Origin of the sequence: Collinsella sp. TF12-2AT, assembly GCF_003436735.1 — a bacterium.
Lineage (GTDB): Bacteria > Actinomycetota > Coriobacteriia > Coriobacteriales > Coriobacteriaceae > Collinsella.
The window spans coordinates 21,152-41,060 of record NZ_QSQK01000015.1; the positions used below are offsets into that span (position 1 = coordinate 21,152).

The window sequence follows — 19,909 nt, forward strand, 5'->3', positions numbered from 1 at the left end:
TTGGTGACGCCCACGCAATTGCGCGTATCATACCCGCGCCCGCCCGATACATACCGGACGGGCGCCACGCTCGTCTACTTGTAATACGTCTTGAACAGCTTATAGTGACGCAGTTTGGTGTGCCACATGCGCAACCAGCGGTTAAAGACAAAGTCTCCCTTCATAAACGAGGGATCGGCGCCCTTGCCCTCCTTGGCAAGACGATGCACCTTCGCGCGCAGCTCGGGAGCCTTGACGTACTTGTCGACGACGCCCATGGGAACGACCATCCACAGCGCCTCGTCCTTCGCCGTCACAAATTCCGGCTCAAACGGGCGGTTATAGACGTACTCATCCACCACGTACTTGGCAACGTTAAAGCCGCTGTTGGTTACGTAGTAGTTGCTGCGGCCCTGACGGGTGTTAAAGTCAAAGAACTTAAACGAGCCATCGCGCTCGTCATACTTGACGTCAAAGTTGGAATAGCCCACAAAGTGAAGGTCCTCGAGCAGCTTGCGCACGCCACTCATAAGCTCATCATTGGGCTCGGTGATGATGCAGGCGTGATTACCGACGCCATGGGGCTGATGCTCCTCGAGCAGCACGTGACCAAGGCACATCATGCGAACCTTGCCGTTGCGGTCAGAATAGCTGGTGAGCACGCGCATGTACTCGTCGTTGCCGGGCACGCGATCCTGCAAAATCAGGTCATCGGTGTAGCCACTGGCATAGGAATCGCGGATAACCTGCTCCAGCTCGGCGCGGTCGGCAATCTCATAAGCCTTCTTCTGACCCTCGAACTCATGCTGCCACCACATGATGCCGTCGGAAGGCTTCAGGATCATCGGGTAGGGAAAGTCGATCTGGTCAAGCACCTCGGCGGGAGCCTCACCCTGAGCGTTGAGCATCGCCATGGTAAAGGTAAACGTATGCGGATAGGGCACACCGTGCTTCTCGCACAGCTCGTAGAAGATCTCCTTCTTCTGGCACTGCTCAAGCATGCTATAGGGCGCGTAAGGCGCAACGATGTTATCCGCCAGCTCGTTGGCATCCTTGGCCTGGGCCACCAGAGCAACATAGTTATCGCCGCAGCCCATCAGGACAATCGTCTTTTCGGCATGTGCCCGAGCGATACCGTTGACGGTCTTAAGCATCACGGGCATGGTGTCGATATCCACGTTAGGCGTGTAGTCGATAATCTGGCTGCGATACGCAGGGCCCGTCTGATACTTGCCAAAGACCAGGCTCTTGACCTGATACTCCTCGTAGAAGGCGCGCGCCACCGAATACGCGTTGATGTCGCCGCCGAGCAGCACGGGAATAAACTCGCGCTCTGTAAACTGCAATGCCATGGAAACTTCCTATCATGAACTGCCCACACGACGGGCGGTCTTTGTGCAACTGATTTATTCTAGCGTGCCGAGCCGCCGGCACCCAAAGCTCCACCGTATCTATGGCAATCGGCGTAATTATCCAGCATGAAGGCCAAGCTCACCGCGACGGGACCTTGTAGTTGCAAAACCCCACGTGAGGGCAACTTTTACAGCCAAAACCCTCACAAACAGGGTGCCGTAACGTTAAAGTTGAACTCTATGGTTTCTCAACAATTCACCATTCCCGCAGGTCAAGGCCAAAGCCTCAAGTTCAACTTGACCCTTTAGAACCTTTAAGGTTCAAGTTGAGGTCGAAAGCAGTAGTAGAATACAGCTCGACCAATAACCTACGATTGATTGCAGAGGGACTGGATGCAGCATTCGAACCATCGCACCGCAGCGCTCATCGCGTCGAAGCCGGCTCGTATCATCACGAGCGCCGCACTCGCCGTCGCGCTGACGGCCACGCCGATGCTCTCCCCCATCGCGGCCTATGCCGCCTCGCAGGCAACGCAGGATCAGCTTTCCGCCGCCCAGAAAAAAATCGAGGACGCCACGAGCGCCTACAACGACGCCCGAACCAAGCTCGAGGATCTGCAGAAGCAGATCGACTCCAATGAGGCGAACATCGATAAGATTGAGGCCGAGCTACCCGAGCAGCAGGCCAAGGCAAGCTCCGCCATGCGCGATCTGTATAAGTACCAGAAGGGCACCAGCCCCATCGTGAGCTTCCTGGTGAACACGCAGAGCTTGGGTGACTTTATCACCACCTGCAAATACACCAACCAGATTACGAGCTCGAGCGTCGACGAGATCGAAGAGCTTAACAAGATGCAGACCGAGCTCGAGCAGAACAAAACCGAGCTCGAGCAGGCCAAGTCTCAGCTCGAGGGCGAGCAAAAGAATGCCGAGGACGCGCTGGCCCAGGCACAACAGCTCCGCAACGAGGCGCAAGCGAAGGCCGAGCAGGAAAATGCCGCCGAACTGGCTAAGCTCGAGGCCGACAAAGCCGCTGCCGCCGAGAAGCTCTCGGGTACCGGCGTGAGTGGCAATAACTCCAACAGTCAGGCCACCAACTCCAACACCACCATCGACACCACGGTGAACAACTCCAACAGCGGCAATTCCGATTACGACTCGTTCATTAACGAGTGGACGAGTCGCATCGACAACTACCTCGCCGGTTCCCCCATGGCAGGCCAGGGCTATAACTTTGCCGTCGCCGCCTGGAATACCGGCGTCGACCCCCGTTGGTCCCCCGCCATCGCCTGCATCGAGAGCAGCAAGGGCCTCTATTGCGCCGGCTCCTATAACGCCTGGGGCTGGAGTGCCCGCGGCGGTGGTTGGCGTAGCTTTGGCAGCTGGAGCGAGGGTGTCTCCGCCCACGTTGCCTACCTGGGCGCCAACTATGGCTCCACGCTTACCCCGGCAGCCGCCAAAAAGTACTGCCCGCCCACGTGGCAGGACTGGTACAACAAGGTCGCCGGCCAGATGAACCGTATTTAAGTGCAACTGCAAAGGGGCCCCAAACGGGACCCCTTTTCTTTGGCCTTGCTAGACCAGAATTGGCATGCAGGCATAAGTGAGTGTTGGAAAAGTCGCTTGAGACTGAAACCCCTTCCGAAGGCAAGGTGATCCCACCACAACGTTATGGCGCGAGTGTGTCAACGGGAGCAACGATGATGCCATCGGGCGTTGTATGAACCGGCATGCCGAACCCAATGATGATGAGTTTTGCCACAGGCGGCCTCTCGCCACGCTCGACCAGCTTTCGCTCCAGCCGAAGCAGATTTGCGGATGCCTCGGGGATTTGAGGGCTTCCAAGCTTCACCTCCACGGCAATCCAAGTTCCATCGCGCCTGTGGATAACTGCGTCAACCTCGAGATCGTCGGCATCGTGGTAATGGGACACCAACGAGTCATTTGCGGCGGCGTAAACCTTGAGGTCATGCAGGACGAGGGATTCGAAAAGCAACCCCAGTGTCTTCGGGTCAGATGCCAACGACTCCGGATTTGCTCCGAGCAGCGCAACGGCAAGCGAAGGATCGGCGAGATGCCTCTTCGCCCCCTGCCGCAGCTTCACCGGAGACCTGAGCGCTGGATGCCAAGCGGGGATATCGTCGACGATATTGATTCGTCTCAGGGCGTCCATGTATCTGGAGACCGAGTTCTTCGAAACGCCGGTACCGATATCTTTGTCAATAGACTTTGAGCCAGCAAGCGTCGACTCATTCCGCGCTAGCGATGCCAAAAGAGACCTGACCTTGACCGGATCGCGCTTAACGCCATCAGTTCTAGAAACATCCGATTCGCATACGCCATCAACATAGGCAGCGGCTATCTGCATGGCATCGTCAGTCGTTTTCCCCATCGCCTGAGGCCAACCGCCACGACACAGCAAATCGGCGATTCCGGCGATGCCGGAGATTGACCCGACAGCCTGCTTGGCAGGGTAACCGGAAAGAAGCGTTCCAATCGAAACCGCGCCAGAAGAAACGCCAAGCTCGAACATCGTCATGGTGTCCATTCGCAACCTAACTATTCGCCCAACGCCGCTATGCATCGGCCGCATCGAATCCCGAGGCGTTGCCGAACCCGTAAGAATAAACTGACCGGATTCTCCCCTCCTTGCATCGCACTCGAAACGCACGGCATCCCACAGCTTCGGCTCTTCCTGCCATTCATCGATGAGCCTGGGAGATCGCCCTGCTAATGCTTGCGCCGGATCGATCCGTGCCAGCTGGAGAGCGGAAAAATTTCCAGCCGGATCGGAAAGAGACAAGGATGAATTAGCAAAACGACTAGCCGAAGTAGTCTTTCCGCACCACTTTGGACCCTGAATGAGGACCGCACCGAAGATATTGAGATTACGGCTGATTGCCTTATCGATGCATCTATCTACATACCTATCCACACGGCCTCCTTCTTGACTTACCCATATTAGGTATTTTACCAGCTGTGTGGTGACGATTGACGGAAATTTGTGGTGAGGATTGATGGCGAATTATGGTGACAATTGACGGAATTCTGTGGTGACAATTGACGGCGCTTCGAAGCACGGAGCAATTTAACCGTCACAACACCTATGGCGATGGGCACTCGCCCCGCCCACGAGGCAGGACTGGTACAACAAGGTTGCAACCAGATGAACCGCATTTAAGCGCTACTGCAAAGGGCCCCAATCGGGACCCTTTTCTTATAGCGGTACATTGCATTAAGCGACTATGCCGGTTGCGTTGCCGACGGCAATAATCACGATCATGATGACGCACATAATTCCCAGCGCCTTAAGCCACAGCGTGACAAACTCACGGCCCCGATAACGATCAAGCACGGGAAAGCGGCGCCGAAGCCTGCGGCGGTCGAGCACGCCAAACGAGATGAGCACCACCATGCCATCGACTATAAGAAAATACTCAAGGGCCAAAAACCACGTTGGATAGCTGCGGTTGGCTCCCGTGGGCTGGAATACGGCAAAATGGCTTCCGACCAATAGCAGCAAGGTTGCCGCATAGATCATGCCGTTCCATATACGCCCAATGGGTTCCGGGATCCGTGAAAGCAGGCTCTTGCGGCAAGGAGTCACCGAAGAGACTTCCTTGGGCCGCCGCCCGAAAGACGGCGCCATTTGCGGAGCAGCCTGCGCCATTGAAGGCGCCGTAGTGCTATTCGAGCCAGGCACAGGCAGACACAGCCCGTATGCCGCGCGCGCAGCGTGTCCGAGCGCCTCGGCACTTGCAAAGCGCTTGGCCGGATCGAGCGCCATGGCCATGCAAATGACATCAGCCAGCGCCGCGGGGACGTCGCACGCCTCGCATTGCTCGCGCATATTCTGACCCGGCTTAGGGTCAGCCCCCGTCAGACAAAAGAACAGAAGCGCGCCGAGCGCATAGACATCGCTGCGCACGCTCGTCTGCCCAAAACCATATTGCTCGGGTGGCGCATAGGGTCGCGTTCCAAACTTAACCGTGTCGGCATCGGCCCCGTCACGCCACACACGCGCAATCCCCAAATCGATAATCACCAGCGACGAGAAGGTCATGCCAGCATCGGCCGCATACCTCACGCCCGATACGATGATGTTCGAGGGTTTCAGGTCGCGGTGGATTACCGGTACCCCCGGCTCCCCCGCAGCTGCAAAACCAGCATGTAGCTCGCCTACCGCTTCACACAAAACGGGATACAGCCCGCGGGCATAATCGGGCGTCGCCCCCAAGCGTCCCACCAACGCCTCGAGTGTCTCGCCTTCGACATACTCCATCACCACGTCGAGCTCGTCGCCCACACGGCGGCAATCGACGATTCGGGGCAGGTGCTCAAAACGACGACCGGCGCGCTGGGCCGCAAACAGGCGCTCATAAGCTCCGCCAATCTGCACCGAAGCATCGATGCGCTTGCGGACAAAGGGGCCAAGAGACCCGCCACCAGAGCCCTCAAAATAGACGAGTTCGGTCGTCTCGACATCCGAGAGCTTGAGCACGCGCTCCACACGATAGCTGTCATCGCGGTCGAACGACGCCAAATGCTCGACAAGCGAAGCAGTCAGCTCATCATCGGAATATGTTGGGCTCTGAGTATCCATAGCGTCCATCATAACGCAGGGCGCGGACACCCCATGTTGTCCGCACCCCGTTCGTTTGCATGGTTATTCTGGTGACACAACCGGCTCAGCCATCGGCCACTAACTCACCGTTTCCTCGCCAAAGCGATACAGCTCTTCATTGACTTTTTGGAGGCTACAGCCACGGTCGATGCAAAAGATAATGATTGCATCGCGACGGTCCTTGCAGTTGAGGACGCTCACTCCGGCAGCCGTCAGGGCGCGGTTGGTCTCTTTCATCGACAGCGCCATTGCAAAGGCAATCTGCAGCACCTTATTGCGGCTCGGATTGCGCGAACCGGTAAAGATCTGATAGCCAAAGGTCTCGTTGAGGTCGGCCATACGCACCACGCGCGAACGCTCGAGCCCCTTCTCTTGCAGCAACTGCTTTAAGTAATCCGAAAGCGACGGGGCGGCAAAGTCGTGTTTCATCATGTAGTCATCGATACTTGGCGCATCGAGAAGCTCATTGAGCAGCTCCTCGGTCAGCTTTTTATCGGGCACGCGGCCTCACCTCCAAACGACCCAACGGCATCAACACGCTAAGCAAGCACCCAGCTAGCAGTCGCGGTCTTTTCGAGCATGTTGGCAAAATACAGGGCCTTCTTGATGTCGCCGTCAAAGTAGATATTGCCCGCAACGGAGCCGCCGGCGGCAAGGGTGCCAGACTGCAGCTCGTCAGAGCCTTCGCTGTAATAGCCCTGGTTCTGCTGGGCGCCGTTGGCGTCCTCGCCCTTCCAGTCGTAGACATTGTAATCCGCGCCCTCATCGCCATTGTTGACGTACGTGACGTGAATGCCCGTCATGGTCGAACCGTCAAAATTGGTAAGCCCGGTCTGCACGGAATCGACAGTAACGGAAAGACCGGCAGCCGTGGTCACGGTCGTGCCGACGGCCAGGTCGGTCGTTGGCTGTTCCTCCTTTTTCGACTCCTCCTTCTTATCTGCGTCGCCGGCGTCCTCGGTAACGGTCGCCTTATCGCTGCCACAGCCCGCAAGCAGGCCGGCAGTCCCCAAGGCAACGGTGGCGAACGCGCCAAGCGCAGCGCGACGGCTCAGCAGCACTTCGTTTTCGAGCTTTTTCATCATGCATCCTTCCATCTATCCGGCTACCGTGCCGGCACACAGCACATCGTAGGAAGGATTAAACTTGAATTCATTAGCTGAGAGCTAAGGTTGCCATACAGAAGAGCGTGAAGCGCGTGTCCATCGCCGATGACACCTCGAGGCTTGCCAACATCGATTAGAACTACTGGTTCTACGGCTGCAGTGCCTTGCCTCGATTTCCGACATGGCGAACCTGCGCGGCGTGGTCCATGCGGACGAAGACGCTCTCGAGCATGCCCTACACGCTCGATGCTCGCACGAGCTCGACAAGAATCCTGGTAGATGCGAGCTGAGAGCCACCCAAGGGTCACATGGGCTCGACCACATTCAACAACCACAAGGCCATCGTGGACGGCAACGACACGGCCTGCGACTCAAAGCAGACGATGCGCACGATGTGCCGAATAGACCGCGAGGAGCAGGCGGAATACCTCATAATAGCCGGGCAGTCCCTACGGCATAGGCTAGGCAATGGGGTGTGGGGCGTGTAGCAAGGACTAAAGCAGGTCGCTTTCCACCTCAACGTCTTCGATGCTTTCGATCTCCGCTTCAGTGGGCAGGGTCCCATCGGGGTCCTCGCCCTCCATGAACATCCTGATGGCGTTCTTAGCAATGATGCTCGTCGATGCCACGTCCACGCCGCCGCCAATCAAGCCGCCGGCGAGGGGCAGCATTTTCCCAAGGTTGATGATACCTTTCTCGCCGAACTTCGTGATAAATCTGAAGCCAACCTTCTGGTTGATCTTCACGAGTGCCGACCCGGGAATCTTCTTGATTGCAGCCTCAAGCGATTTCGTCCCAGTCTTGATGAGCCCCATTTTGACAAGATCACTCGCCGTCGTACCTGTGAGGCACATGTAGATCATCGTCTGAACTTGGTCGGACGTAACGTCATAGCCACCCATCTTCGCGATGCAGGCGATCATGCGCATCTGAACGTACATGACGCTGCTTATGTTCGCGGGAATTGCGACCGGAAGCGTAATCAAGCCCCCGAGCCCGGTGACGAAACCTGAGGTTCCGCATTTCATGACCTGCCACTTTGCGAGTGCCCTTGCGGCATCATCGGGCGACTTCGCCTTTCCCGTGTAGTCGGCAACCATCTCGTCGACCGAACGACTCACCTTAGGGACGCCATTCAGTGCGCTCCTGTAGATGGTATCGAGCAGCTTGCCGGCCGATTCCTCATCGATGGGAATCTCGAAGCCTTTGGCCTTTTCAACCGTTTCTTTCTCTCCCGTCTTCTTAGCCATGGCTCTTCCTTTCTCGCAGCTTTGCTTTCACAATGACCCTTGCAAATTCTGCGAACCGTCCATCAATCTTTGGACATTTTACCTCGCGATTTATAGCGATAATTCAGCTGCCAGCTGATTTGTGGCCGCAGCGAATGATGGGCTCGCAAGTTGGCCTATGTCCTGTTGGTGGGTCCTTATGGAATCTATTGCGATGAGCTGGCATGGGGGCTGGCGATCGCGGCCCGCATCCCCGTGTTACTGGCGGCGGTGCCCTCACGCCAAACACTTGCACATTCGGATTGCTACACAACGAATGAAACTTGTTGATGTGGGGCGCGGTTCATTCAGGGTCCGTCCCCTCGCTTCATCCTCAAGAAGCTCGTCGAAACCTACCCCACCGTGACGGATTCCCCGGTAAAGGCGCTCACAAGCAACAGGATAAAGAAGGCCAAATAGCTGATGCTCAGCAGGTAGGCGATGATCAAAAAGGCAATCCATCCTACATTGGTCTTACCTTCGGCGCGGCGTTGCTCGCGAGAACGGCGCAGCCAGACCGTCACGCCAATGGCCACAATCAGCAGCACGAGCGCCGCCGCGGCCAACCCGGCAAGCGCAAACATCACGCCAATGCTCACAGCAATAACCGGAAGCAGTAGCAAGCCACACCCGCATCCACCCGGACTATATACGGAAGACTGTCGGCGTCGCCTCATCGCCACCCCCCATCATCTTTGAGCACTACAGTGCGATGGCCTGCTGAACAGGAACGATCTTATCGAGTTCCGGTTCGATCCGCCTTTTCTCGGCCTCAAGGTCAAACGCCACCTGAGCGCGCAGCCAATAACCATCCGTCAGGCCAAAATAACGGCAAAGACGAAGGTCGGTGTCGGCCGTCACACGACGCCTTCCCAAGATAATCTGTCCAATGCGTTGAGCCGGAATCCCGGTCTCCTTAGCAAGGCGATATTGAGAAATGCCCATGGGGACAAGAAATTCCTCTTTGAGAAGCTCGCCAGGAGTCACCGGCGGCAGCAAATCAGACGCAGTCTCATCACTTGTGATAATCGGCGATTTCGACATTCCAAGCCATCCCCTGTCTCCACTCAAAACAGACCCGATAGCGCTCGTTAACACGGATGCTATATTGACCGGCACGATCGCCCTTCAAAGCTTCCAGGCGGTTGCCCGGTGGAACGCGAAGATCATCAAGCGAAGCACAAACCTGCAGTTGGCGAATCTTCCTCAACGCAACACGCTCAAAGGGCACGAACCTCCTGACCCGCACACCCATGGCAAAGCGTTCGGTATCCTCATCTTTATACGATGCAATCATAGTATCGCCTTACGTTAGTAACGTCAAACGTTTCTACAAACTTACATCTCTATTATATCGTACGTTTGTTCGTGTTTTCTAGAACAAATAGCCCTTCACGCCTTAGTCAAGCAAAAGCAATCGTTTGTAGACATCGAGGCCTTTGAGCAGGATTTCCTCGTCAAAGAGCATGGTATCAGTATGCAGGGCGCTCGTGGCATAGGCGGGGCAGCCATCCGAATCGATCGGGTTTTCTTGTCCCTCCGGCACGCCCATACCCAGCAGGAAGAACACACCCGGCAGATGGCGCTGATAGAAGGCGAAGTCCTCGGCGATTAGCAGTGGCTCGTCCACAAGTTGCAGCTCAGACAAGGCAGGCGCAATGTGGGCGAACAGCTCGGGGTCGTTATCGACCGGCGGATAGCCCTCGGCAAAGTCGAGGTCGTACGTACAGCCTGTTGCGGCGCAGGCCTCGTCCAACACGCGGCGCACGCCCTCGCGCGCACGGTCGAACATACCGTCCGTAAATACGCGGAGGCTGCCAGCCACATGGGCCTCCCCCGCCACCGCATTGCAGACGGTGCCAGCCTGCAGCAGGCCGAACTTACCAATGCAGGGCTCGTCGGCACCTAACTCGTCCATGAGCTCGCGCTCGGAAACCAAGAACTTGGCCGCTGCCAGCGCGGCATCATGCGATTCCTCGACTGGAACGCCGTAGGTCTTGGCGATATGGATGCTCGCGCCATGGATATGAATGTGCGTCTCGCTTGAGCGCGCCAGCAGCGGACCGGAACAGCTCGCCAACGTGCCGGCGGGCAAATCGGGCCATACGTGGAAGCCAAAGATGCGATCCGCCCCGTAGCGCTCGAATACACCGCTCTCGCACACCGTCTTGGCGCCACCAGTCGTCTCCTCGGCCGGCTGAAACACAAAGAGCACATTGCGCTTAATGGCGCCCGGCTGCTCACGGATCGTACGGTCAACGAAGGTTGCCGCCGCAAGCGCCATGGCCATGTGTCCATCGTGTCCGCAAGCGTGCATCTTTCCGGGATGCGTCGAGGCAAAGGCCGCGCCCGTCGCCTCCGCAATGGGCAGGGCGTCCATATCGGCGCGAATCGCCGTGGCATGCGCGGCGCCCGTGCCAGCGTCAAAGAAAGCGCAGACGCAGCTGGGGCACGGATGGGTCACCTCGCAAGCGAGCGGCGCCAACACGCCCTCGATATAGGCGATAGTCTGCGGAAGATCGAAATCAAGCTCCGGAATGCGATGGAGATCGCGGCGATAGCGACGGAGTTCTTGGAGCTCGGTCATAGAGGTTCCTTTCATGGGTGCGCGTCGGTTGCCATCTATTGTGCCGCAAGATTGCTACACCCTTATTTCCAGCATATCCTTGCATTTTTTAAACGTTATATACGAATACTCTTGTTTGGTAAAGTGCAACGTGGTAGGGTCTTTACCACTTGATAGAGGCGCGGGCACGAAGAACCGCGGGCGAGCCGGCAGGCTTTGACCCCGTGGGGAGGCGAAACCCGCCGAACTGGGTTTTTCGGGCACGAACAACCTGGTGGGCCTGCGGGAAACACCCGCAGGACTGTCTGCAGCAATGCGGGAGCGCTATCCGGACATTGGGTCCACGCTATGCGGATTCGATGCGCAGGTAGCGCCGTCTGGATAGCGAGGTTTACGGGACATGTCACTGACTCCCAACGAGGCATATGCGGCAAAGCAGCCGTTTGTGGACAAGGAGACGCTCGAGCATATCGTCGAGCAATTCTCCACGCCGTTTCATCTATATGACGAGGCGGGCATCCGCCGCAACATGCAAGAAGTGCGCGACGCCTTTGCCTGGAACCCGGGCTTTAAGGAATACTTTGCCGTCAAGGCCAACCCCAACCCGGCGCTCATCTCCATTCTCAACGAATACGGCTGCGGCTGCGATTGCTCGAGCTATACCGAGCTCATGATCGCCCGCTCGCTGGGCATCACCGGCCACGACATCATGTTCTCGTCCAACGACACGCCGGCGGCCGACTTTGAACTCGCCGACAAGCTGGGCGCCATCGTCAACTTTGACGACATCAGCCATATCGAGTTCTTTGAGCGTGTCGCGGGGCCCATCCCCAAGACAGTCAGTTGCCGCTTTAATCCGGGCGGCTTGTTCCAGCTCTCCAACGGCATCATGGACAACCCGGGCGACTCCAAATATGGCATGACCACCGAGCAGCTCTTCGAGGCCTTCCGCATGCTCAAGGCCAAGGGCGCTGAGGACTTTGGCATCCACGCATTCCTTGCCAGCAACACCGTCACCAACGACTACTATCCCAAACTCGCGCGCATTCTCTTTGAGCTTGCCGTGCGCCTGGAGCGCGAGACCGGTGCACACGTCGCCTTCATCAACTTATCCGGCGGCGTCGGCATCCCCTACCTGCCCGAGCAGCAGGCTAACGACATCCATGCCATCGGCGAGGGAGTGCACGCGGCATACGACGAGATCTTGGTTCCCGCCGGCATGGACGATGTGGCCATCTGCACCGAGATGGGCCGCTTTATGATGGGCCCCTACGGCTGTCTGGTCACCAAGGCCATCCACGAAAAGCAGATCTACAAGGACTATATCGGTGTCGACGCAAGCGCCGTCGACCTCATTCGACCTGCCATGTATAGCGCCTACCACCACATTACGGTAATGGGTCAGCCGAGTGGCGCCGACAAGACCGCAGCGCCCGTCACGGACACGTACGACATCACGGGCAACCTATGCGAGAACAACGATAAGTTCGCCATCGATCGCGAGCTGCCGCATATCGACATGGGCGATGTGCTCGTGATTCACGATACGGGTGCGCACGGCTACTCCATGGGCTACAACTACAACGGACGCCTACGCTCCGCCGAGGTCCTGCTGCGCCCCGATGGCTCGGCCGACCTCATCCGCCGCGCCGAGCGCCCGGGCGATTACTTCGCCACGCTCGACGTGCTGCCGTGCGGCCGAGAGCTGCTGGCGAAGTCGCACGCCGAAAGTGCCCGCCGTCGCGCCCAGGACGAGCGCCTGGCAGTCGCCGCCCAATGGAACAAACGCATCCAGATCGCGGAAGCGAAGGAGAAGAACATGGACATCCGCAACCTCGAGGGTTCGATCGTCGCCCTTGTCACGCCGTTTAAAAAGGACGGCAGCGTCGACTTTGATGCACTCGAGCGCCTTATCGATTTCCACCTGCAAAATGGCACTGACGCCATCCTCACCCTGGGCACCACCGGAGAGAGTGCCACGATGACCGACGACGAGGACAACTCCGTTGTCGCCGCAGTGGTCAAGCAGGTTGCGGGCCGCGTCCCCGTCATCGCCGGCTCGGGCTCCAACTCCACGCAAACCATGCTCACCAAGTCGCTCACTTACCAAGGCCTGGGCGCCGACGGCCTGCTGCTCATTACCCCCTACTACAACAAGTCAAATGAAGAGGGCATCTACCAGCACTTTAAGACCGTCGCCGATGCCGTGGACATCCCTTGCATCCTCTACAACATCCCCGGCCGCTGCGGCTGCAGCATCAGCGAGCGCAACGTAGAGCGCTTGGCTGCGCACCCCAACATCATGGGCATTAAGGAAGCCTCGGGCAACGTCGCCTACGCGGCCAAGATCGCCCACCTGCTGTCTGATGACTTCCGCATGTACTCGGGCGAGGATGCACTCACCGTGCCGCTCATGAGCCTGGGCGCTTCGGGTGCCATCAGCGTGTGGGCCGACGTACAGCCGCAGCTCGTGCACGACATGTGCCGCGCCTATCTGGACGGTGACGTAGCGCGCGCCCGCGATATCCAGATTGCCGGCCAGCCGCTCATCAACGCCCTCTTTAGCGAGGTCAACCCCATCCCCGTTAAAGAAGCGCTCGCCCAGATGGGTATGATCGAGGCAAACTACCGCATGCCGCTGTGCCCCATGGCCGACGATACGCGTGCCGCACTTACCGATGCTCTGAAGGGAGCTGGTCTGCTTGATTAAGACCGTCATTATGGGAACGGGCCGCATGGGCTCGCTCATCCGCACCACTGCCGAGGGTATTGTCGATACCGCCGGACAGCCCGTTTTCGACATTGTGGCCCAGATCGGTTTTGACCTGTCTGAGCTCGAAAGCGCCCCGGCAGCCGACGTCATCATCGACTTCTCGAATGTCGTGACCTTCGATGCCGTCGTTGCCTATGTCGAGCGTACAGGCGCGGCGTTGGTCTCGGGCACCACGGGCTATACGCCCGAGCAGATGGATCGCCTGCGCGAGCTAGGTCAGAGCGCCCGCGTCATGCACTCCGGCAACTACTCCATCGGCATCGCGGCCCTGCGTCATCTGGTGGCACAGGCCACGCGCGAACTGCCTGGCTTTGACTGCGAGATCGTCGAGACACACCACAACCAAAAGGTCGACGCTCCCAGCGGCACCGCCAAGCTGCTACTCGACGCCGTCGTCGAGGCCGAGCCCGAGGCAGGCTACCAGCCCGTCTATGGCCGCGAGGGCATGTGCGGCGCGCGCGACCCCAAGGAGATCGGCATGCACTCGCTGCGCGGCGGCACGGTCGCCGGCGTACACGAAGTGAGTTTCTTTGGCCAAGACGAGGAAGTCACGCTCACGCATCGCGCCACGAGCCGTCAGATCTTCGTCAACGGCGCTCTGGCAGCCGCGCAGAAGCTCGTCACCCGCGAGCACGGCTTCTATACGTTCGACCAGGTCATGTTTGCCTAACCAGGTATCAACCGGATCCACCCAAAGGAGAGACAGCAAATGAGCAATGCAGCCGAGATGGATGCCCAGGAGATTATCAACTACATCGCCACAGCGCCCAAAAAGACGCCCGTCAAACTGTACGTGCGCGAGAAGCCCGGCATGAAGGTCCAGTGGGGCAATGCGCACGTCTACGGCGGTCGTCGTGGCAAGACCGTCTTTGGTGACTGGGATGAGCTCAAAGCCATCCTTGATGCCAATGCCGATTCCATCGATTACTACGATGTGGAGAACGATTGCCGCAACTCCGCCGTGCCCATGCTCGACCTTAAGGGCATCAACGCCCGCATCGAGCCGGGCGCGATCATCCGTGACCGCGTCGAGATCGGCGATCGCGCCGTCATCATGATGGGTGCCATCATCAATATCGGCTCCGTCATCGGTGAGGGCTCCATGATCGACATGGGCGCCGTGCTGGGCGGCCGCGCCACAGTGGGCAAGAACTGCCACATCGGCGCTGGAACCGTGTTGGCAGGCGTCGTTGAACCCGCAAGCGCCACGCCCGTCATCATCGAGGACGATGTCATGATCGGCGCCAACGCCGTGGTCCTGGAAGGCGTGCACGTAGGCAAGGGCGCTGTCGTTGCCGCCGGCGCCGTGTGCGTCGAGGACGTCCCCGCTGGTGCCGTCGTGGCCGGCGTCCCCGCCCGCGTCATCAAGATGCGCGATGAGAAAACCGACAGCAAGACCGGCCTCGAAGAGGGACTACGTCAGCTTTAATAGTTACGCGGTTTTACCAAGAAGGCCGAAGCCCCAAAGGGCTTTGGCCTTTTCGTTACGGTCAATCTACTCGAGCCGCTATCGATTCTCGATGCTGCCGATGTTTTTGAGCTCGATGGAGATGAGGCCGTTGGGTTCGTTGACGAACTCGATGTACTCGGAGTTCGAGCCCATCTCGGCCGGAAAGCTGATCTCGATGCCCGTGTCGGTACGAATCTTGTGGTTGCGCACGGCCGCACGCTCGACCTGCTTGCGCTCCACGGGCACACGCTCGGGCACCTTCTCTTCGGTCAGCGCCGCACGTACGCTCTCCTTGATGACCGGTTCGTCCTCAAAGACCTCATCGACGATATCCCAAGGCGGAAGCTCCTCGTCATCCTCGACCTTCTCGGCAACGGCAGCCTTAACCTTAGCGAGCGCTACGGCCGTATTGGCACCGTGCTCCTCGGCGACTTCCTCGACCACACGCGTCACGGTGTCGATGACCTCCTTGCCCGATACGCCCGTGTCGCACTGCAGCAGGCCATCGGGGATAAGCATACGGTCCTCGCCGGCAATCTTGCGCTTCTTGTCCACGTAGCCGATCTCCATGGTACTCGCGCGCACGATGGCATAGCTCGGCACCTTTTGCGAGGGGTTCGGCAGAATGGCGTAGTGGCGCGCGATGTCGTTGCGCACCTCTCCCTCCTCGCGGCCCACTTCGTGCATAAAAGCCTGCTTGGAGCCCAGCAGCATCACGGCAAACCAGCGGGCATCCTCATCGTCGTCAAAATCGGCCACGAGCACGTCGGTGGACTCGGCTTTCTCGGCTTTGGTGAGCTCGGAGGAGATAAACTCCGCAATCTGCTGCGACAGGTCTACGAACTCGCGCTCGCCAAAGAAATAGCCCTTGAGCTCGCCGCCAAACGCAGAGTTCTCGGCAAACGTGGCGCGCTTATTGTCGGCCGAGGTTCGTGCGCGGCGCAGATGCGTGGTCACAAAGTTGCGCACGGTACGGCTCTCGATATCGAGCTCGCGCTGGCTCATGACGTTGACGGCAGAGTCAAAGTCCAGGATATGCAGAATCGCGTGATTGATTTTCATATACGGCATTCCGTTCTAGATCGATTTCGGCACGAACCAGTATAGCGGTCGAGCCCTCCCCGAGCGCATCGAAGATTGGTACATCGGGGACAGGTTGCTTTGCACCAATGGCTAGCGCAGGAGCTCGGACTGCCAAGCCTCGAGCTGTTCTGCCAAACTCTTGCCGGCAGCGGGCATGTCGATCTGGGGTCGTTTGGGCAGCAGTGCGCATTTAAGGATTGCCACGATGGTCTGCGAGACAAAGCGTCGCGTATCCTTGTCAAAGCCTTGTGCAGCCTGGAGCATCACGGGCAGGCTCTCGCGCAGATTCCCAGCGATATCCGCAAACCGCTCAGCACCCGTAGCCTCAAACACGGAGAACAATGCATCTACAAAACGCTCGCGCTCGGCAGGCCCCACTGCAAGAGCATCTCGCGAATGGAGCCATCAACGTATCGAGCACCGGCGGACAGGCGCTCACAGTACACGAAGTCGCGACCATCAACCACCCAGCTAAAGGGATTGTGCTGCAGCAGGCTGAACTCAGTGCTCTCAACGATGGCATAGTCCTCCTGTGTCTCGAACATCATGCCAAAGATCGACGACCGAGGTAGCGTCTTATCGATGCGGCCGGAAAGATCGGCAAAGGCGTTGCCGTTCAGAAACTCCTCGACGAAGCCAGGACCATCATGGGAATACACCCGTTCGATTCGCTCACGGGCGACATCGGAGCACATCGCCGCACCGTACACCGCAAGGTTTCCACCCTTGGAATGACCTCCGCACAAAAGCGGCCCGTCAATCGCATCCGCCGCCTCGTCCACATAGCGCGCCGCGGATTCCTGGGCCGGCACAGGACACCGGAACGCCATGTTAAAGTCCTCTTTCCAGCCCACAATCGTACTGTCGGTCCCCCGGAAGGAAAGATAGCTAAACCCCGCCGGAAACCGGAACGCCATGGCTGCAAACTGCTCTGTCGCTACCACATCGCTCACGGCACGATAGCCGCAAACGTGCACGCCACGGTAACGAGGGTTTGCTGCCACGGCCTCCAACAAGGCCCTGCTCCCCTCTGGATCCCACAAGTCGTCAATCATGTCCCGGTAGCACTCGGCACGCAGCAGTTCGCGTACGTCTAGGCCCTGCCAGTTCGTCAGCTCCGCCATATCACCCGGCAAACGTAAATAGGACAACCACGCAAAGACCAGGCTATCCACCGCGCAGAACGACCGCTCCTCAAACGGATCAAACACCGTCTGGGCATATGTCAAAAAATTAGGCGAATCCGACATGACTCTCCCATCAACTATGGCGCATTGGGGTAGGGTTACTTTGCACCAAAAAGGCGCCCGGACCGTGTGGACCGGACGCCTTTCATTGTAGCCTGTTGCCCAAAAGAGCTGGATTTAGCAGGAGAAGTCGACGCTGTCGATGATGTCCTTGAGGGCCTTGGCGGAGGCGGTAAGCTCATGCTGCTCGTCATCGTCCAGCGGCACGGGGACGCGGCAGACAACGCCGTCGCGGCCAACGACGGTCGGCATGGAGATGGCAAGATCAGACAGGCCGTACTCGCCCACCATGAGCGAGGAGACGGGTAGAACGGTCTGTTCATCGCGCATGACGGCAGTGCAGATGCGCTTAACGGCCATGGCGACACCGTAGTAGGTGGCGTGCTTCTTCTCGATGATGGTGTAGGCGGAGTTCTTGACGTCCTCGGCGATGCGCTTCTCGGCGGCCTCGTGCTCCAGGTGGCCGTGAAGCTCGCAGAAGGTGTTCAGCGGCACGCCGGCAACCTGAGCGCTGGACCAAGCGACAAACTCGGAGTCGCCGTGCTCGCCCATGACGTAGGCCTGAACGTCGCGCGGGTCGACCTCGACGTGGGCGCCGAGCATCTGCTGCAGACGGCCGGTGTCGAGCACGGTGCCGGAGCCGATGACGTGGCCCTCGGGCAGACCGGACATCTTGATGGCGGCGTAGGTCAGAACGTCGACCGGGTTGGAGACGATGAGCAGAATGCCGTCGAAGCCAGACTTCTTAATCTCGGGAATAATGGACTTGAAGATGCTGACATTCTTGTTGACCAAGTCCAGGCGGGTCTCACCGGGCTTCTGGGCAGCGCCAGCGGTGACGACGATCATGGCGGCGTCGGCGACATCGGAATAATCGCCGGCGTAGATCTTCATCGGCTCGGCAAACGTCATGCCGTGCGCGATATCCAGAGCCTCACCCTCGGCGCGGTTCTTGTCCACGTCGATGAGGACCATTTCGGAGAACAGACCGCTCTGCATCAGCGCGAACGCCGAAGACGAACCGACGAAACCGCAACCGACAATAGCGACCTTCTTCTCGTTAACCATTAGAAACTCCCATCTCTCTCCACAAGCAAGCCGCCCGGGAACGACCCGAGCGGCTTGCCGTAATCCCAATACATCCAATCGGGACTTTGATTATGCTCCTATTCGCAGCCAAAAATCGACCGTTTACCGAAATTGTTTGCAGGATTCGTAAAATAACTGCACGAAATCGGTTTCGAACTATTGACGAGCCTAAATGATCTTCTAATACAGGCCCGCCTCGCGAATAGCCTCGACAGCCAGAGCGATCTGATCGGGCGGCAGGACCAGCGCCATGCGCACGTGTCCCTCGCCCGAAGGACCAAAGCTCGCGCCCGGCGTCACCACAACGCCGGCCTTCTCCATGAGCTCCTCGCAAAACGCCATCGAGTCAGTGCGGCCGCCGGGAAGCTTGGCCCACACAAACATGGAACCGTGCGCGTTGGGGCGCTCCCAGCCTAGGCCCTCAAGACCGTCGCACAGGGCGTCGCGGCGCTCCTGGTACTTCAGACGTTGCGCCTCCACCTCATCACGCGGACCGTTCAGGCAGGCGATGGCAGCCTTTTGGATCGGGAAGAACATGCCAAAGTCGATCTGGCCGCGCAGCTTGGCAAAGGCAGAGACCACATCCTCGCGGCCGACCAAAAAGCCGATGCGGGCGCCAGTGACGTTAAACGACTTGGAGAGCGAGAAGAACTCCACACCCACCTCAAGCGCACCGGGATACTGCAAGAAGCTGCCGCCCGGCTCACCGTCAAACACGATATCGGAGTATGCATTGTCGTGAACGATGAGCAGGTCGTGCTCGCGGGCGAAGGCGATGATCTCCTCGTAGACCTCGGGCATGCCCACCGAGCCCACCGGGTTGGCGGGCAGCGATACGATCATATACTTGGCACGATCGGCCACCTCGGGATCGATACCCGCCACATAGGGCAGGTAATTATGCTCGGCAACCAGCGGATAGTACTCGAGCTTGGCATCGGCAATCTTGGCACCCGCCTCAAAGACCGGGTAGCACGGATCGGGCACCAGGATGGTGTCACCCGGATCGAGCAGGGCCAGACCCAAGTGGCCCACGCCCTCCTGCGTGCCGTTGCACGACTGCACCATAGACGGCGTAATGCCCAAAACGCCAAAGCGGCGCTCATAGTAATCGCACACGGCTTGCTTGAGTTCGGGCAGGTCGCGCAGGGCATACTTCCACATCTCGGGGTCCTGGGCCGCTTGCGTGAGCGCCTCGACCACGTGGTCGTACGGCTTAAAGTCGGGCGTTCCCACGCTCATGTTGTAAATGGTCTTACCCTGAGCCTTCAGCGTGAGCAGCTTGTTGTTGAGCGAGGCGAAGACCTCCGCGCCAAAGCGGTCGAGACGCTGCGATGCCTGCATGGTGCCACCTTTCGATATAAAAAACGCG

The 19,909-nt window shown here is 58.6% G+C and carries 20 protein-coding genes and 1 riboswitch; of the genes, 5 read left to right on the top strand and 15 right to left on the bottom strand.

The features are described 5' to 3' along the window. Nucleotides 1-74 precede the first annotated feature (74 nt). A complete protein-coding gene (locus DXD24_RS09050) occupies nucleotides 75-1,331 on the bottom strand; it encodes an ATP-grasp domain-containing protein (protein WP_117564397.1) in 1,257 nt (418 codons plus the stop codon). A gap of 393 nt (nucleotides 1,332-1,724) precedes the next feature. Here DXD24_RS09050 and DXD24_RS09055 point away from each other — a divergent pair, with 393 nt between their 5' ends. After that, nucleotides 1,725-2,858, top strand: coding sequence for a glucosaminidase domain-containing protein (locus DXD24_RS09055; RefSeq protein WP_117564398.1), 1,134 nt, complete (start codon nucleotides 1,725-1,727; stop codon nucleotides 2,856-2,858). Between the two features lie 142 nt (nucleotides 2,859-3,000). Here DXD24_RS09055 and DXD24_RS09060 read toward each other — a convergent pair whose 3' ends face one another. The 4 genes from DXD24_RS09060 to DXD24_RS09075 form a co-directional block, all read right to left on the bottom strand. Then, the gene (locus DXD24_RS09060; RefSeq protein WP_117564399.1) at nucleotides 3,001-4,266 is read right to left on the bottom strand and encodes an ATP-binding protein; all 1,266 of its coding nucleotides are present in this window, start codon (nucleotides 4,264-4,266) and stop codon (nucleotides 3,001-3,003) included. Between the two features lie 300 nt (nucleotides 4,267-4,566). Next, on the bottom strand, nucleotides 4,567-5,934 hold the full coding sequence (locus tag DXD24_RS09065) for a protein kinase (protein ID WP_158549117.1): 1,368 nt from the start codon (nucleotides 5,932-5,934) through the stop codon (nucleotides 4,567-4,569). 99 nt (nucleotides 5,935-6,033) lie between these two features. Next, the gene (locus tag DXD24_RS09070) at nucleotides 6,034-6,456 is read right to left on the bottom strand and encodes an XRE family transcriptional regulator (RefSeq protein WP_117646563.1); all 423 of its coding nucleotides are present in this window, start codon (nucleotides 6,454-6,456) and stop codon (nucleotides 6,034-6,036) included. 38 nt (nucleotides 6,457-6,494) lie between these two features. Next, nucleotides 6,495-7,037 (bottom strand): DUF4352 domain-containing protein, encoded by a 543-nt coding sequence (locus DXD24_RS09075; RefSeq protein ID WP_233502376.1) that lies wholly within the window; start codon nucleotides 7,035-7,037, stop codon nucleotides 6,495-6,497. A 332-nt stretch (nucleotides 7,038-7,369) separates the two neighbouring features. Here DXD24_RS09075 and DXD24_RS09080 point away from each other — a divergent pair, with 332 nt between their 5' ends. After that, entirely contained in the window at nucleotides 7,370-7,549 is a 180-nt protein-coding gene (locus DXD24_RS09080) for a hypothetical protein (protein WP_117564403.1), read from the top strand. A gap of 6 nt (nucleotides 7,550-7,555) precedes the next feature. Here DXD24_RS09080 and DXD24_RS09085 read toward each other — a convergent pair whose 3' ends face one another. The 5 genes from DXD24_RS09085 to DXD24_RS09105 form a co-directional block, all read right to left on the bottom strand. Beyond that, a complete protein-coding gene (locus DXD24_RS09085; RefSeq protein WP_117564404.1) occupies nucleotides 7,556-8,311 on the bottom strand; it encodes an EcsC family protein in 756 nt (251 codons plus the stop codon). Nucleotides 8,312-8,682: 371 nt separating this feature from the next. Beyond that, the gene (locus DXD24_RS09090; RefSeq protein WP_117564405.1) at nucleotides 8,683-8,952 is read right to left on the bottom strand and encodes a hypothetical protein; all 270 of its coding nucleotides are present in this window, start codon (nucleotides 8,950-8,952) and stop codon (nucleotides 8,683-8,685) included. Between the two features lie 79 nt (nucleotides 8,953-9,031). Further along, complete coding sequence (locus tag DXD24_RS09095) at nucleotides 9,032-9,373, bottom strand: HigA family addiction module antitoxin (RefSeq protein WP_117564406.1); 342 nt, start codon at nucleotides 9,371-9,373, stop codon at nucleotides 9,032-9,034. Continuing rightward, nucleotides 9,345-9,626: a type II toxin-antitoxin system RelE/ParE family toxin gene (locus DXD24_RS09100; RefSeq protein ID WP_117564407.1), complete on the bottom strand. Its 282-nt coding sequence runs from the start codon at nucleotides 9,624-9,626 to the stop codon at nucleotides 9,345-9,347. The genes DXD24_RS09095 and DXD24_RS09100 overlap by 29 nt, the downstream gene beginning before the upstream one ends. A 102-nt stretch (nucleotides 9,627-9,728) precedes the next feature. Further along, complete coding sequence (locus tag DXD24_RS09105) at nucleotides 9,729-10,916, bottom strand: amidohydrolase (protein ID WP_117564408.1); 1,188 nt, start codon at nucleotides 10,914-10,916, stop codon at nucleotides 9,729-9,731. Nucleotides 10,917-11,061: 145 nt separating this feature from the next. After that, nucleotides 11,062-11,230, top strand: a riboswitch (Lysine riboswitch). Between the two features lie 65 nt (nucleotides 11,231-11,295). Between DXD24_RS09105 and dapA the strand changes: the two genes are divergently transcribed. Genes dapA through dapD form a run of 3 tightly spaced genes read left to right on the top strand, consistent with a single transcriptional unit; the run spans nucleotide 11,296 to nucleotide 15,097 of the window. Beyond that, nucleotides 11,296-13,605: a 4-hydroxy-tetrahydrodipicolinate synthase gene (gene dapA, locus DXD24_RS10275; RefSeq protein WP_117646564.1), complete on the top strand. Its 2,310-nt coding sequence runs from the start codon at nucleotides 11,296-11,298 to the stop codon at nucleotides 13,603-13,605. Continuing rightward, nucleotides 13,598-14,338 (top strand): 4-hydroxy-tetrahydrodipicolinate reductase, encoded by a 741-nt coding sequence (dapB, locus tag DXD24_RS09115; RefSeq protein ID WP_233502377.1) that lies wholly within the window; start codon nucleotides 13,598-13,600, stop codon nucleotides 14,336-14,338. Before dapA ends, dapB begins: the two co-directional genes overlap by 8 nt. Nucleotides 14,339-14,377: 39 nt before the next feature. Continuing rightward, entirely contained in the window at nucleotides 14,378-15,097 is a 720-nt protein-coding gene (dapD, locus tag DXD24_RS09120) for a 2,3,4,5-tetrahydropyridine-2,6-dicarboxylate N-acetyltransferase (RefSeq protein WP_117564410.1), read from the top strand. A gap of 78 nt (nucleotides 15,098-15,175) precedes the next feature. On the opposite strand, the gene DXD24_RS09125 is transcribed toward dapD, so the two are convergent. The 5 genes from DXD24_RS09125 to DXD24_RS09145 all read right to left on the bottom strand — a co-directional run bounded on the left by DXD24_RS09125 (nucleotide 15,176) and on the right by DXD24_RS09145 (nucleotide 19,881). Beyond that, nucleotides 15,176-16,180, bottom strand: a complete 1,005-nt coding sequence (locus DXD24_RS09125) for a nucleoid-associated protein (RefSeq protein ID WP_022094136.1) — start codon at nucleotides 16,178-16,180, stop codon at nucleotides 15,176-15,178. A 111-nt stretch (nucleotides 16,181-16,291) separates the two neighbouring features. Continuing rightward, complete coding sequence (locus DXD24_RS09130; protein ID WP_117646565.1) at nucleotides 16,292-16,579, bottom strand: hypothetical protein; 288 nt, start codon at nucleotides 16,577-16,579, stop codon at nucleotides 16,292-16,294. After that, nucleotides 16,549-17,451 (bottom strand): Mbeg1-like protein, encoded by a 903-nt coding sequence (locus tag DXD24_RS09135; protein ID WP_117564412.1) that lies wholly within the window; start codon nucleotides 17,449-17,451, stop codon nucleotides 16,549-16,551. The genes DXD24_RS09130 and DXD24_RS09135 overlap by 31 nt, the downstream gene beginning before the upstream one ends. Nucleotides 17,452-17,565: 114 nt before the next feature. Continuing rightward, nucleotides 17,566-18,516 carry an L-lactate dehydrogenase gene (locus DXD24_RS09140; RefSeq protein WP_117564413.1) on the bottom strand — a complete coding sequence of 317 codons (951 nt, stop codon included), beginning with the start codon at nucleotides 18,514-18,516 and terminating at the stop codon, nucleotides 17,566-17,568. Between the two features lie 201 nt (nucleotides 18,517-18,717). Further along, nucleotides 18,718-19,881: a pyridoxal phosphate-dependent aminotransferase gene (locus DXD24_RS09145; RefSeq protein ID WP_117564414.1), complete on the bottom strand. Its 1,164-nt coding sequence runs from the start codon at nucleotides 19,879-19,881 to the stop codon at nucleotides 18,718-18,720. Between the last annotated feature and the right edge of the window lie 28 nt (nucleotides 19,882-19,909).

Coding starts and splice junctions, on each gene's coding strand:
- DXD24_RS09050 (WP_117564397.1), bottom strand. CDS start 1,331: ATGGCATTGCAGTTTACAGAGCGCGAGTTTATTCCCGTGCTGCTCGGC.
- DXD24_RS09055 (WP_117564398.1), top strand. CDS start 1,725: ATGCAGCATTCGAACCATCGCACCGCAGCGCTCATCGCGTCGAAGCCG.
- DXD24_RS09065 (WP_158549117.1), bottom strand. CDS start 5,934: ATGGATACTCAGAGCCCAACATATTCCGATGATGAGCTGACTGCTTCG.
- DXD24_RS09075 (WP_233502376.1), bottom strand. CDS start 7,037: ATGAAAAAGCTCGAAAACGAAGTGCTGCTGAGCCGTCGCGCTGCGCTT.
- DXD24_RS09080 (WP_117564403.1), top strand. CDS start 7,370: ATGGGCTCGACCACATTCAACAACCACAAGGCCATCGTGGACGGCAAC.
- DXD24_RS09085 (WP_117564404.1), bottom strand. CDS start 8,311: ATGGCTAAGAAGACGGGAGAGAAAGAAACGGTTGAAAAGGCCAAAGGC.
- DXD24_RS09095 (WP_117564406.1), bottom strand. CDS start 9,373: ATGTCGAAATCGCCGATTATCACAAGTGATGAGACTGCGTCTGATTTG.
- DXD24_RS09100 (WP_117564407.1), bottom strand. CDS start 9,626: ATGATTGCATCGTATAAAGATGAGGATACCGAACGCTTTGCCATGGGT.
- DXD24_RS09105 (WP_117564408.1), bottom strand. CDS start 10,916: ATGACCGAGCTCCAAGAACTCCGTCGCTATCGCCGCGATCTCCATCGC.
- dapA (WP_117646564.1), top strand. CDS start 11,296: ATGTCACTGACTCCCAACGAGGCATATGCGGCAAAGCAGCCGTTTGTG.
- dapD (WP_117564410.1), top strand. CDS start 14,378: ATGAGCAATGCAGCCGAGATGGATGCCCAGGAGATTATCAACTACATC.
- DXD24_RS09125 (WP_022094136.1), bottom strand. CDS start 16,180: ATGAAAATCAATCACGCGATTCTGCATATCCTGGACTTTGACTCTGCC.
- DXD24_RS09135 (WP_117564412.1), bottom strand. CDS start 17,451: ATGTCGGATTCGCCTAATTTTTTGACATATGCCCAGACGGTGTTTGAT.
- DXD24_RS09140 (WP_117564413.1), bottom strand. CDS start 18,516: ATGGTTAACGAGAAGAAGGTCGCTATTGTCGGTTGCGGTTTCGTCGGT.
- DXD24_RS09145 (WP_117564414.1), bottom strand. CDS start 19,881: ATGCAGGCATCGCAGCGTCTCGACCGCTTTGGCGCGGAGGTCTTCGCC.